The sequence below is a fragment of the Bacillus sp. UNC41MFS5 genome, from assembly GCF_000686805.1.
In genome coordinates, this window is the sequence record NZ_KK366020.1 from 135,302 (window position 1) to 148,633 (window position 13,332).

General features: G+C 44.7%; 15 protein-coding genes. 12 read left to right on the forward strand and 3 right to left on the reverse strand.

Going from position 1 to position 13,332, the window contains the following annotated elements:
• Positions 1-8: 8 nt before the first annotated feature.
• The 7 genes from BR30_RS0129370 to BR30_RS0129400 all read left to right on the forward strand — a co-directional run bounded on the left by BR30_RS0129370 (position 9) and on the right by BR30_RS0129400 (position 5,795).
• Positions 9-1,241, forward strand: coding sequence for a molybdopterin molybdotransferase MoeA (locus tag BR30_RS0129370; protein ID WP_026568155.1), 1,233 nt, complete (start codon positions 9-11; stop codon positions 1,239-1,241).
• 13 nt (positions 1,242-1,254) lie between these two features.
• The gene (locus tag BR30_RS0129375) at positions 1,255-3,186 is read left to right on the forward strand and encodes a molybdopterin biosynthesis protein (RefSeq protein WP_026568156.1); all 1,932 of its coding nucleotides are present in this window, start codon (positions 1,255-1,257) and stop codon (positions 3,184-3,186) included.
• 5 nt (positions 3,187-3,191) lie between these two features.
• Entirely contained in the window at positions 3,192-3,656 is a 465-nt protein-coding gene (locus BR30_RS0129380) for a molybdenum cofactor biosynthesis protein MoaE (protein ID WP_026568157.1), read from the forward strand.
• A complete protein-coding gene (gene moaD, locus BR30_RS0129385; protein WP_026568158.1) occupies positions 3,649-3,885 on the forward strand; it encodes a molybdopterin converting factor subunit 1 in 237 nt (78 codons plus the stop codon). The genes BR30_RS0129380 and moaD overlap by 8 nt, the downstream gene beginning before the upstream one ends.
• Before the next feature lie 5 nt (positions 3,886-3,890).
• Entirely contained in the window at positions 3,891-4,910 is a 1,020-nt protein-coding gene (locus tag BR30_RS0129390) for a thiazole biosynthesis adenylyltransferase ThiF (protein ID WP_026568159.1), read from the forward strand.
• 172 nt (positions 4,911-5,082) lie between these two features.
• On the forward strand, positions 5,083-5,403 hold the full coding sequence (locus BR30_RS0129395; protein ID WP_026568160.1) for a YwdI family protein: 321 nt from the start codon (positions 5,083-5,085) through the stop codon (positions 5,401-5,403).
• Between the two features lie 17 nt (positions 5,404-5,420).
• Positions 5,421-5,795: a DUF423 domain-containing protein gene (locus BR30_RS0129400; RefSeq protein WP_026568161.1), complete on the forward strand. Its 375-nt coding sequence runs from the start codon at positions 5,421-5,423 to the stop codon at positions 5,793-5,795.
• 98 nt (positions 5,796-5,893) lie between these two features.
• Here BR30_RS0129400 and gerQ read toward each other — a convergent pair whose 3' ends face one another.
• Together gerQ and hemQ are read right to left on the reverse strand one after the other, a co-directional pair.
• Complete coding sequence (gene gerQ, locus BR30_RS0129405) at positions 5,894-6,376, reverse strand: spore coat protein GerQ (RefSeq protein ID WP_026568162.1); 483 nt, start codon at positions 6,374-6,376, stop codon at positions 5,894-5,896.
• Positions 6,377-6,604: 228 nt separating this feature from the next.
• Entirely contained in the window at positions 6,605-7,348 is a 744-nt protein-coding gene (gene hemQ / locus BR30_RS0129410) for a hydrogen peroxide-dependent heme synthase (protein WP_026568163.1), read from the reverse strand.
• 258 nt (positions 7,349-7,606) lie between these two features.
• On the opposite strand from hemQ, the gene pta reads away from it, so the two are divergent.
• Positions 7,607-8,578 carry a phosphate acetyltransferase gene (gene pta / locus BR30_RS0129415; protein WP_026568164.1) on the forward strand — a complete coding sequence of 324 codons (972 nt, stop codon included), beginning with the start codon at positions 7,607-7,609 and terminating at the stop codon, positions 8,576-8,578.
• Positions 8,579-8,783: 205 nt separating this feature from the next.
• Positions 8,784-9,614 carry an octanoyl-[GcvH]:protein N-octanoyltransferase gene (locus BR30_RS0129420; RefSeq protein ID WP_026568165.1) on the forward strand — a complete coding sequence of 277 codons (831 nt, stop codon included), beginning with the start codon at positions 8,784-8,786 and terminating at the stop codon, positions 9,612-9,614.
• A gap of 235 nt (positions 9,615-9,849) precedes the next feature.
• Here BR30_RS0129420 and BR30_RS0129425 read toward each other — a convergent pair whose 3' ends face one another.
• Positions 9,850-10,641, reverse strand: a complete 792-nt coding sequence (locus BR30_RS0129425) for an RsfA family transcriptional regulator (RefSeq protein ID WP_026568166.1) — start codon at positions 10,639-10,641, stop codon at positions 9,850-9,852.
• Positions 10,642-10,970: 329 nt separating this feature from the next.
• On the opposite strand from BR30_RS0129425, the gene BR30_RS0129430 reads away from it, so the two are divergent.
• The 3 genes from BR30_RS0129430 (at position 10,971) to BR30_RS0129440 (ending at position 13,224) form a co-directional block, all read left to right on the forward strand.
• Entirely contained in the window at positions 10,971-11,192 is a 222-nt protein-coding gene (locus BR30_RS0129430; protein ID WP_026568167.1) for a YuzB family protein, read from the forward strand.
• Positions 11,193-11,363: 171 nt separating this feature from the next.
• A complete protein-coding gene (locus tag BR30_RS0129435; protein WP_026568168.1) occupies positions 11,364-12,662 on the forward strand; it encodes an HD domain-containing protein in 1,299 nt (432 codons plus the stop codon).
• Positions 12,663-12,720: 58 nt separating this feature from the next.
• Entirely contained in the window at positions 12,721-13,224 is a 504-nt protein-coding gene (locus BR30_RS0129440; protein ID WP_026568169.1) for a YwgA family protein, read from the forward strand.
• The last annotated feature ends 108 nt before the right edge of the window (positions 13,225-13,332 follow it).

The following is a 13,332-nucleotide window of genomic DNA, read 5'->3' on the forward strand; positions in this document are numbered from 1 at the left end:
AGGGAACCATGCAATTTTTCAAAGTGAAAACAGTTGAAGAGACATTTGCCTTAATCGAGGAGAAGATTCCGGCCATCCGACAAACGGAGGTGCGGGGACTGGAAGAGGCGCTCCACTATATCCTCGCTGAGCCAATGATCGCAAAGGAAAATGTGCCAAGCTTTGATCGTTCAACTGTGGATGGATATGCCGTCCGTGCGAAGGATACGTATGGTTCTTCTGAATCCATGCCAGGCTTCCTGACAGTGACGGGGGAAGTGAAAATGGGTGAGGTTCCTACTGCAAAAGTTGGCCCAGGTAACGCGGTTTATGTGCCAACGGGCGGGATGCTTCCGCTTGGTAGTGACAGCGTTATCATGATTGAGCATTGTGAAGATGTTGATCAACTTTTAAATACGTACAAGCAGGTCGCTCCCGGAGAAAATGTGATACGCGCCGGCGAAGATATTAAAGAAGGTGAAACACTTTTAACAGCAGGAACGAAACTTCGTCCGCAGGAGTTAGGGGCACTCGCTTCTTTAGGTGTCGCTGCAGCAACCGTCTATCGAAAATTGAGGGTCGGTTATCTTTCTTCTGGTGATGAAATTGTCCCTTATCAAACGGAAACCTTAGTCGAGGGGCAAATTCGCGACATCAATTACTTGACGATTGCCGGTTTAGCCAGTGAATGGAATGTCGACGTCATCTATGGCGGAATTGTCCGCGATGATTATCAAGAATTTCAACAACAAGCACGAGAACTGTATGAACAAGTGGACTGTTTAATCCTTTCCGGCGGAAGCTCGGTCGGCGCAAAGGATTATACAACGGAAGTTATCCAGTCATTAGGAGACCCCGGCGTTTTTGTCCATGGGATCTCGATTAAGCCGGGGAAACCTACGATTCTAGCAATGGCAAATGGGAAACCTGTCATGGGACTGCCAGGTCATCCCGCCTCTGCGATGATCATTTTTAAGCTGTTTGGCGAACGGATTTTACGTAAGCTAAAGGGCGAGGTGATTGAACGGAAACCAGAGCGTATTTTTGCTAAAATCACCAAAAATATTCCTTCCTCCATGGGGCGGTCCGATTATATCCGCGTTCGCTTGTTTGAAAAAGAGGGGGAATGGTGGGCTGAGCCGATTATTGGTAAATCCGGTTTAATCACAACTCTAGTCAAAAGTGATGGACTTGTTGAGATTAGTTCAGAAAAGGAAGGAATTTCACAGGGGGATTCTGTACCTGTGATTGCATCACGATAAGGGGGGCCTAGGAATGGATTATACACACTTTAAGAGAAAAATATATTTAGAAGATAAACCCCGAGCAAAAGCTAGAGAAGAAATTCTTGCGGCTCAAAACATAACCCCTGAAAAGGAAGAAATCTTAACAATGGACGCATTAGGGCGTGTGACAGCTGAACCCATTTTTGCACGGGTTTCGATGCCGCATTACCATGCCAGTGCCATGGACGGAATTGCCGTCGTCGCAGAAAACACTTATCAAGCCCATGAACAAAATCCTCTTCGTCTCACGTTAGGAAGTCAATTTTGTTATCTTGATACAGGGAATGCCATTCCGGCACCGTTTAACGCAGTGATTATGATTGAACATGTGGATGTCATTGATGAGGAAACGATTGAAATCATAGAACCTGCCACCCCTTGGCAGCATATTCGTCCAATCGGCGAAGATGTGGTTCAAGAAGAAATGCTTTTTCCACAAGGTCATATCTTACGGCCAGCGGATTTAGGTGTGCTGTTAGCTGGGCAGCAATCGGTCATTCCAGTCGCCAAAAAACCAGTCGTGACAATTATTCCAACAGGGAATGAACTGGTGGAAGCCAATTCAGAGCTAGCCCCTGGAAAAATTATTGAATTCAATGGCACCGTGTTTGCAGGCTTCATTAAGGATTGGGGCGGAGAACCGAACCTCCATCCAATTGTGAAGGATGAACCGGAAAACATTAAAGCCGTTCTTTTAGATGCAGCAGAAAACTCTGATATCATTGTCATTAATGCGGGCTCGTCTGCGGGTTCAAAGGACTACACGGTTCACATTATTGGTGAAATCGGCGAAGTCTTTACCCATGGGGTCGCCGCACGGCCAGGAAAACCTGTGATTTTAGGTAAAATAAATGGCAAGATCGTTGTCGGTGTTCCGGGCTATCCGGTCTCAGCCTATTTAGCGCTGGAGTGGTTTGTCAGACCGCTTATCTGTCAATACCTGCAAATTCCTGAGCCGAAAAGACAGACCGTGACCGTTAAGTTAGGACGCCGGATTGTTTCTTCCATGGGTGCGGAAGACTTCGTGCGAATGAATATCGGCTATGTGAGTGGACAATTCGTGGCCAATCCGCTTACCCGTGCGGCTGGCGTTACGATGTCTTATGTCAGGGCAGACGGCTTGTTAATCGTTCCGCCTAACATTATTGGTTATGAACAAGGCGATCTCGCCGAGGTTGAATTGATGCGGCCGCTTGAGGAAATTAAACATGCCATCGTGTTCTGCGGCAGCCACGATCTGACGATTGACTTGTTATCGTCACAGTTAAAACGGGCGCGGACAGACATGAAAATTGTCTCCTCCCATGTCGGCAGTATGGCCGGCATTATGGCGATTCGAAAAGGAGAGGCCCATGTAGCGGGGATTCATTTGCTTGACCCTAGTACAAAGGAATACAATATCTCCTATGTAAGCAAACTATTAGCCAATCAAGATGTGATTCTTTATCCATTTTTAAAAAGAAAACAAGGCTGGATCCTGCCTAAAGGCAACCCGCTAGGAATTGAGTCAGCCGCCGACCTAGCACGTACGAAGGCGAACTTCGTCAACCGCCAAAAAGGTGCGGGAACGCGGATCCTATTTGATTTATTATTGGAGGAAGGGTGCCTGACACCAGAAGATATTACCGGGTATGAGCGGGAAATGTTTTCGCATTTGGCGGTGGCAGCGGAAGTGAACGGGGATGCCCACGGAGCTGGTCTTGGGATTTATCCGGCCGCAAAGGCGATGGACCTGGACTTTTTGCCTGTTGCTGATGAGGAATATGATTTACTGATGACAAGAAGCTTTTATGAAAGTGAAAGCGGCCAGCTGCTAATTGCGATGATCCAATCAGCCGTCTTTAAAGAGCAGGTTGAAAAAATTGGCGGGTACCAAGTGGTCGAAAATGCAGAGCCTAAGTGCTTAGGGTTAGAGGTGTAATCAGAATGATGTACGAAATCTCAAAAGAACCAATCGATATTCAAGCTGTCATAGATAAGGTTGTCCAGCGAAATGCCGGTGCGATTACCACGTTTATCGGCACGGTTCGGGAATTAACCAAGGGTAAAAAAACATTATTTTTAATTTATGAAGCGTACGAAGCGATGGCGGTAAAGAAGTTGGCGCAAATCGGCGAAGAAATTGAACAGCGCTGGGAGGGGGCGTGCGTGGCTATCACCCACCGCGTCGGCCGCTTAGATATCACCGATGTGGCTGTGGTCATTGCAGTCTCGACGCCGCACCGCGCCGATGCCTATGATGCCAATCGCTATGCGATTGAACGGATAAAAGAAATCGTCCCAATCTGGAAGAAAGAACACTGGGAGGAAGGCGAAGCGTGGATGGGAAATCAGCTCGAAACAGTTGCCTATCCGAGTGGTAAGCCAGAGGAGAGTGACTTAAATGAATAAGGTATTGTTTTTTGCTCATTTACGTGACGCGGTCGGCGGTGCAGAGTTTCTTACTGTCGATGCCGGTGGAAAAACGGTGGCACAGTTAAAAACAGAGTTAGCAGCTAAGTATGATCTGCCAAAGATGGACACGGTGATGACGGCCGTCAATGAAGAGTTTGCTACGAACGATGAAGTGATTCAAGATGGGGATGAAATCGCCTTTATTCCGCCAGTAAGCGGGGGCTGATTGTCATGGATGAACGGTATTCACGGCAGGTCCTCTTTTCAGGGATCGGCAAAGAAGGACAAGCAAAGATTCGCAGCAAGCATGTGCTGATTATTGGTGCAGGAGCCTTAGGGTCAGGAAGTGCAGAGGTGCTGACGCGGGCCGGTGTTGGCAAGATTACAATTATTGACCGAGATTATGTAGAAGCCAGTAACCTGCAGCGCCAACAACTTTATACGGAAGAAGATGTCGCTGAGAAACTTCCCAAGGCAGCCGCAGCGGAAAAACGCCTGCGTGCGATTAACTCAGATGTGGAAGTGGTCTCGATTATTGGTGATGCCACTCCTCAATTATTGGAAGAGCTTGTTGTGGACGTTGATGTGATGATGGATGCGACTGATAATTTCGAAACGCGGATGGCGATGAATGATGTCTCGCAAAAATACAAGGTTCCGTGGATTTACGGGGCCTGTGTCGGCAGTTTTGGGATGTCGTTTTCGATGATTCCTGGGAAAACTCCGTGTTTGAATTGTCTGTTGCGCTCGATTCCACTCCAGGGGATGACCTGTGATACAGGAGGAATAATCTCTCCAGCTGTTCAAATGGTCATTGCCCATCAGACCGCGGAAGCGCTGAAGATGTTGGTGGAGGATTGGGACGCGGTCCGGACTTCCTTTGTCAGCTTTGATTTATGGAGAAATCAGTACACGAGCTTGAAAATGTCGAAAGCGAAGTTTACCGGCTGCTTATCATGTGGCGAGGAGCGAACCTATCCCTATCTTGATCAGGAAAATATGACGAAGACGACGGTACTGTGCGGCCGTGATACCGTGCAAATCCGTCCATCGTCGGTAGGTGAAATCTCGTTAGAACAACTCACAGGGCAGCTTAGTTCACTAGGATATGTGGTGAAGGGCAACCCTTATTTGGTTTCGGTTGAAATGGGCGAAGAGAGGATGGTTATTTTTCAAGACGGCCGTGCCCTTATTCACGGGACTAAGGATTTGACCCATGCCAAATCAGTTTACCAGCGGATTTTAGGATAGTTTGAACCCGTACCGTCATTGGTGCGGGTTATTTTTGCAGCATTCGACTTGTTTCACGTGAAACATTGAAGAGTATGTCGAAGTGTATACTCATCTTGCGGGCTAATTTTTCGAAAAAAAGCCGATACTCATGTAGAATAGATACGAGACTGAAATTAGAGGTGCTAGACAAGTGAATATATCTGTCCAAAAACTATTAGCGAAAATAGAAGAGGAATTGAAACTAGCGAAGAGCAGTACAAAGGAAGAAAGCTTGCGGGAAAAAGTCTACTCAATTAAAACATTATGTGAGTTAGTGCTAGATGAAAAGCCAACACGGAAAAGCGAGGCACCGGCCGCTCCAGTTCAAGTGGTTCAGCCCGCAATCTCGTTCCAAGCCTTCCAACAGCCTATGATGAATCAACCCATCATTCAACAAGCACCAACAATACAGCAGCCCAAAAAACTTGAAATGGAAGACGAAGCAAATGGAGATTCTTTATTTGATTTTTAAAAAGGGGGAAATGTAACATGAAAGCTTTTATCATAGTTGGTGCCATCAATGCCTTTATCGCAGTTGCGCTCGGCGCCTTTGGAGCCCATGGCTTGAAGGATAAACTCGATGCACATTATTTGGAGATTTGGAAAACAGGGGTCACGTATCAAATGTTCCACGCGATCGGGATTTTAATTGTAGGTCTGTTAATTGGTAAAATAGCTGCTGCCAGCCAGCAATTTACTTGGTCGGGATGGTTAATGCTGGCGGGAATTATTTTTTTCAGCGGAAGTTTGTATGTGCTGAGCTTAACAAAGATCGGCATCCTAGGAGCCATCACCCCAATTGGCGGAGTATGTTTCTTAGCCGCCTGGATCCTAATGGTTGTTGGAGCAGTGAAACATCTTTAATGAAAAGGAAGGCATTGGAATACGAGATCCAATGCCTTTTTTGTACCTCAAAAAAATAAACACCAATTGATGGTCAATTGGTGTTGGCTTCATAGGATTTATCTTGGCGGGTAAGTAGCCATAGGCGGCGCACTGCCATATGGATATTCATACTCAATTTCTTCAGAGAACTGAATATAATCAACGGCGACCATTGGAATCAGGTAACGAGTCCCGACTTGTGGGTCACTCAGGATGACATGGTCTCTTCCTGCCGCTTCAATAATCCCTTTAAATTCCTTCGCATTCCATTGATTATTGCCTTCGAAAGTAGCAAAAACACTGACCAATTTGCCTTTATTTAAGCGTAAGATATTTTCGATGTATGACTGTTCCATTGGCAGCATGCCTGGTGCTTGCGCTGCAGGTGCTGATGGCGCTGATGGTGCGCCGGCACCGGCTGGTGGAAATTGTGGGAATCCTTGTGCACCAGGTGCTGGATAAAAACTTTGCCCGGCCCCAGGCATCCCTTGGGCTCGCTGCTGTTGCCCTGCGTCTCCAGTATAAGGCTGAAAGCCCTGTGGATTATAGTATTGATTCATCCTTTTCCCCTCCTAAAAAGTGAATAAAACGAGTGGCACAACATCCTATTAATACTCCTTTTATCCCAAATTGGTTACAAATAGGAAAATAATAGCCCTGAGATTAATGGAGTTCTTTCTAAGACTCGCTGTTTAAATAGTATGAGCACAAGGGGCGAAATATGACTAGCTAACAGGGGAGGAACAGCAAAAAAAAGTCCCCAGCCGCAGCTGAGAACTTTTAAAAAATTAAACATGTAAGAAATTAGCTACACGTTCTTCCTCTAAGATGTTACCTACAAAGAAAGAGCCAAATTCTCCATATCGAGCACTTACTTCATCAAAACGCATTTCGTAGACAAGCTTTTTAAACTGAAGGACGTCATCCGCAAACAAGGTTACGCCCCACTCATAATCGTCAAAACCAACGGAACCGGTGATGATTTGCTTTACTTTTCCAGCGTATGTACGACCAATCATTCCGTGGCTGCGCATTAAACTTTTACGCTCTTCCATCGGCAGCATGTACCAGTTATCGTTACCTTCACGTTTCTTATCCATTGGATAGAAGCAGACATGGTTTGTTTTAGGAAGCGCTGGGTAAAGCCGCGCTAAGATTTGTGGATTTTGGTATGGATCCTCCCCAGCAGGCAAATAGTTACTGAGCTCGACAACCGAAACATAAGAATGGGCAGGAATCGTAAATTCAGCCAATCTTGTTTTATTGAATTCGGTTTCAATTTGGTTTAGTTCTTCCATCGTTGGACGAAGAATCATCATCATAAAATCCGCTTTTTGACCAACAATTGTATATAAAGCATGGCTGCCTTCTTTAAGTTCTTGTGTGGCATTCCACTTTTCAACTAGACTTAAAAACTCGTGGATGGCGGCTTGGCGCTCATCACTGGGGAGCATTTTCCAAGTAGTCCAATCAACGGTACGGAAATCATGGAGGCAATACCAGCCATCAAGCGTTACTGCTGCTTCACTCATTATAATCACTCCTAAATAATCATTCTTCTTATTAACAATCTATACTATAACATAGTTTGACCCAGTGGCGCGCGAATAAACCTATTGAACCAAACCAATGGATATTTTTCTTGGAAAAAGTAAATCATAAAAACTAGAGTGTAATTTTTTGAAAACAAAAACTTTTTGTATGAAAGCGGTATTAGTGAGTCTTATCATTGAAATTTAAAAATGGTAACGTATGCTATTTATGTAGGTTGATTAAGGGAGGATATAGTAGTGAGTGATTTATTTGAAGGATTAAAGCAAAAAATTTCTGGACGTGATTTGAGAATTGTTTTTCCAGAAGGATTAGATGAGCGGATTGTCAGAGCGGCAAGCCGTTTAGCGGAGGAAAAACTAATCACACCGATTTTAATTGGCAATATCGAGAAGGTTCAAGCCAAAGCAGCAGAGCTTGGTGTTTCTTTAGATGAGGCAGAAATTTATGATCCGGCAAGCTATGCGGGCATGGACGAGCTAGTTTCAGCCTTTGTTGACCGCCGCAAAGGGAAAGCAAGCGAAGAGGATGCACGTAAAATTTTGCTTGATGGAAACTATTTTGGCACCATGCTTGTTTATTTAAATAAAGCACACGGCCTTGTCAGCGGTGCGGCTCACTCTACGGCAGATACGGTGCGCCCGGCATTACAGATCATTAAGACAAAAGAGGGCGTCAAGAAAACGTCCGGCGTATTTATCATGGTTCGTGAGGATGAAAAGTATGTGTTCGCTGATTGTGCGATTAATATTGCCCCAGACAGCAATGATTTAGCAGAAATTGCAATTGAAAGTGCGAAGACCGCTCATATGTTTGATATGGAGCCGCGCATTGCGATGCTCAGCTTTTCAACGAAGGGCTCAGCGAAATCGCCTGAAACGGAAAGAGTGGCAGGCGCAGTGGCAGAAGCGAAGCGTCGTGACCCATCGCTTGTGTTAGACGGGGAATTCCAGTTTGATGCGGCTTTTGTTCCATCTGTGGCAAAAAGCAAGGCACCAGATTCTCCGCTGCAAGGGGATGCGAATGTGTTCATCTTCCCTAGTCTTGAAGCAGGAAACATCGGCTACAAAATTGCGCAGCGCTTAGGCGGCTTTGAAGCAGTTGGACCGATTCTGCAAGGCTTAAACGCGCCGGTAAACGATTTATCACGCGGATGTAATGAAGAAGATGTCTACAAGCTGGCATTAATTACGGCAGCACAAGGGTTATAAAAGTTTGTTTTTCAAAAGAGGCTGGTCCATTGTTATCGTGGATTGGCCTTTTTGGGTTAATTTACCGATTTTTGTGAAAATGTTCTGTGGTTTTGTAAAATTATCATGATTTTCGTAAATAAAGTATAATACTTTGTATAATAACTATCGAATTTTGTATAAATCCTATTAAAAAACTATTATTTCAAGTCAAGGAGCCACCGAAATGGAAGGATTACTGCGCCAGCCGCAATGGCGGATTATCGATCAATCAGCGGCGGGCATTCATTTTCAAGCATTGCAATCATTTGGAACCGATGATACCCTGTGTGCCTCTGTTGGATCGGGGCAGGCACCAGCCACAGCTAGGACATGGGTCCACCACAATACAATAGTCCTCGGCATTCAGGATACTAAATTGCCATTTTTACAAGAGGGTATTCAGCTTTTGCAGGAGCAAGGCTATCATGCGATTGTCCGAAACTCCGGCGGCCTCGCGGTTGTCCTCGATGAAGGCGTCCTCAATATCTCGTTAATTTTTCCAGAGGCGGAAAAAGGGATTGATATTAATCGTGGCTATGATGCGATGTGGCAGCTCATTCAAAACATGTTTGCCGATTTCCCGCATCAGATTGAGGCTCGGGAAATTGTCGGTTCTTATTGCCCGGGAAGTTACGATTTGAGCATTGCGGGGAAAAAGTTTGCCGGCATCTCGCAGCGCCGTCTTAAAAAGGGGGTCGCTGTCCAGATTTATCTCTGTGTGAATGGCAGCGGCGCTAAGCGAGCTGAGCTAGTAAGGAAATTTTATAAACTAGCAAAACAGGATGAAGAAACGAAATTTGCATATCCTGAAATTGTCCCAGAGGTCATGGCTTCGCTTACGGAATTGCTCGGAACCAATCTTACCATTTCCGACGTGATGCTCCGTCTATTAAACCAGTTAAAGGATCATAGCGGGCTATTGTATGCGGGTCCATTAAACGAGTATGAACTGGAGTTATTTCCTGGCTATTATCAACGGGTCATTGACCGAAATGAAAAAATCAACGCCATGTAAAAAGCCGTAAATCCCACTTGAGCGGATTTACGGCTTTTTTTCAAAGAGATGTTGCGCTATTGCTCTTCTCCCAGTACTTTATTGTCTAGCTCCAGCGCCTAGGGGCTCGAAGGTCTACAGCCAATCCGTCATGAAGGTTAAAGAGCAACCTTCACGCCGGCTCGTCTTATGCCTGTCGCCCCTAGGAAAAAATGAACTACTTTTTTCCCTGTACAAGGCGCTTCCGCTTTTCTTATTATTCCGCTACCTTCTCTAAGTTCCCATTACGGTCCATTTTAAATTTGGTAGCTGGTCTTTCTTCTTCTTCAAATAACACAAGCTTGCGGGCACGGTTCATGATCTTCATTAAGGTCTCGTAATCTTCTTGAATCGTTTCTGTATTTTGCTCAAGACCCTCGATTTTAGCGTTCATTTCTTCATTTTGGCGTCTTACTTCGGCTAGCTCTCTTTTTAATCTTTCATTCTCACTTTTTAATGCTTCATTTTGCAGATTGGAATGATGAAAGTTTTGCAAGTAAGTAATAACGGAATCAAGCGAAAGCCCTGTGTTATTTGCCTGACGATAGGTTGGAACTGGTGTTTGAACCTGTGTTTGTGCATAAACGGGCGCCTGTGATGGTACCGAAGCTGCAGGGTTTACATAAGTTTCCTCTGCCATTTCTGCCGTCATATCCGGCATGTCAAAGCTAGTTTCCAGCGGCATCTCAACTTGAGCTGGGATCGTATCAAACTCTGGTGCTCCAGTGAGCGGCGGGCTATATAACAGCTTTTTCTTGCCGCCTTGCTCTTTACCTAATACTCTTTGTCTTTGTTTTCGTTGCTTTTTCGCTAATTGTAGTGCTTTTTCATAGCGGTGACGAACGACGGCATTCCATCTGAATCCACACGCGGCAGACGTACGATTCAGTTTATCGCCTACCTCTTCAAAAGCGTTTAGCTGTGTACTTCCTTCTCTTACATGCCTAAGGACAGTTTCAGCTAAAAGCAAATCATTCTCATCTGTCCATGCGTCTTGACGAACTTTCATATGTTCAACTCCCTTTTATAGTTTTGGATGAACCCGCCCATGCTTCTTGACGAGTTTTTAAAAGTTCTAGTCTTAGGATGGACAAGTTTTTGAACCTTTATACCAAAATGGTTGAAAGGATAGTAGATTTTTTTAACGAGTTTAGTAAAGATTGCAACTTGCATTCGAATACAAGAAAATGTAAAATACCAAAGGAGTTAATCGGTTGTTTTAAGCTATCCAAGCTGGATAAACTATAGATATAGATTGTGACTTAGAAAAGCGCAAGCGCCCTGGTCAGCCGCTAGGGCCGCTTGCGCTAGACAGTTATTAAGAAAGGGTTGTCTTACATGTCCAATGAATTTCGCGTATGCGACGATTGTCAGGCCGTGAATTTAAAGACATTAATCCCTCGGTTAAAAGAACTGGATCCGGAGGCTGAAGTCAAAATTGGCTGCCAATCCTACTGCGGGCCTGGCCGGAAAAAGACCTTCGCCTTCGTCAATAACCGCCCCGTTGCCGCATTAACGGAAGAGGAATTAATGGAGAGAGTAAATAAGAAGATAAAATAAGTCACCTTGGTCCTATAACCTTTGGTGATTTTTTTCCCCCATCCATGTCGAAAAATCGTGTAGAATTTTGCTGAAAACAGGGTGATTTTTGGGATATAATAGAAAATATTAAAGCAAAGGGCAAGAAGCTCTTAAACGCCAGGAGCAAGTTTACGAGGGAGAGGGAAGTCTATGGCCTATTCGGCGGAAAAACTTAGTGAAGAAAAAGTCTTTAAAGACCCCGTCCATCGCTACGTCCACGTACGTGACCTGGCCATCTGGGATTTAATCGGAACGAAGGAGTTTCAGCGCTTACGGCGCATCAAACAGCTCGGAACAACATTTTTAACCTTTCATGGCGCAGAGCACAGCCGCTTCAACCATTCTCTAGGTGTCTATGAAATTGTCCGCCGCATTATTGATGATGTGTTTGCGGGAAGACCGGAATGGAATGATGATGACAGACTGTTGACCCTATGTGCAGCGTTGCTTCACGACCTCGGCCATGGCCCGTTCTCCCATTCGTTTGAAAAAGTATTTGATTTTGACCATGAGGAGTTCACCCGAAAGATTATTTTGGGAAACACAGAGGTAAATAAGGTTCTTTTGCGGGTAGGTCATGATTTTCCTGCGAAAGTAGCTGAAGTGATCGCGAAAACATCAGAGAAAAAGCTGGTGGTAAGTATGATTTCCAGTCAAATTGATGCCGACCGGATGGATTATTTGCAGCGGGATGCCTATTTTACCGGCGTCAGCTATGGTCAATTTGATATGGAACGTATTTTGAGGGTAATGCGGCCGCGCGAAGATCAGGTGGTCATTAAAAAGAGCGGCATGCACGCAGTCGAAGATTATATTATGAGCCGCTACCAGATGTATTGGCAGGTCTATTTTCATCCTGTATCACGCAGTGCGGAGGTTATTTTGACTAAAATTCTCCACCGCGCCAAGCAATTGTTTGAAGAAAACTATTCTTTTAAATACGAACCCATCCATTTTACATCGATTTTCAATGAAAAAGTAACCTTAGAAGACTATTTAAAATTAGATGAATCGGTGATTTTATATTATTTTCAAATTTGGCAGGAAGAGTCAGATCCTGTTTTAAGCGACCTCTGCCGGCGGTTTGTCAATCGCAATCTATTTAAGTTTGCTGAATTTGACCCAGCGAAGGAATACAAAAAGCTCTCTGAACTAGGTTCATTATTCAAAAAGGCAGGGTTGGACCCTGAGTATTATTTGGTGGTCGATTCCTCGTCGGATTTGCCGTATGATTTCTATCGTCCCGGTGAGGAGGAGGAGCGGCTCCCGATTCATTTGTTGATGCAAAGTGGGGAATTGAAGGAGCTTTCTCGCGAATCAGAGATTGTTGATGCGATTTCGGGGAAAAGAAGGACCGACCACAAACTCTATTACCCGGCTGATTTTATTCTTGATGATTCGACTAAAAAGAATGTCAAAAAGCAAATCCGTGCCCTTTTAGAGTTATAGAACGATTGGTGATTGGTAATGGTGCCTGACACCCAAATGGAGTAGGAGATGACGAACGTTGTTAAATGATCATGCGAAACTGATGCAGGCGGTTATGGTTTCCGGTGAGATTATCGGCCGTAAGAAGCTGCAAAAGATGATATATATTGCGAAAAAGGTGGCATTTCCCTTTCAAGAGCGATTCCAGTTTCATTTTTATGGCCCCTACTCAGAGGAGTTGACGTTACGGGTTGAGGAGCTTTGCAATATGGGCTTTCTCAATGAGGTGAAGGAGAAAAAGGGCGGCTATTTTCAATATCGCTATACATTGACGGAGCCGGGGAAAGAGTTTTTAAGTTTGAATGAGGTAGACATGCCGTTTTTGCAGGATTGTCTCGTTGATATGAATGAGCAGAATGCTAGATTCTTGGAATTGGTTTCAACGGTTTTATATTTTGATAATCTTTCAAAAGAAGAAGTGGCGGGAAAGGTGTTTACATTAAAAGTAAGCCAGCGCTACACAGAGGCGGAAGTTGATGAGGCCTATCAGTATATCGAATCGTTAAAGGCGAAAATTCAATAATGTAGGGTAAACACTGCTTGAACCAGCTGCGCGCACGAAGGTTTAGGTGGTGTTTTTTTGTGTTCTTTTAAGGAGGAGAACCGAAAGACATTTTTTCTGATGGCATGT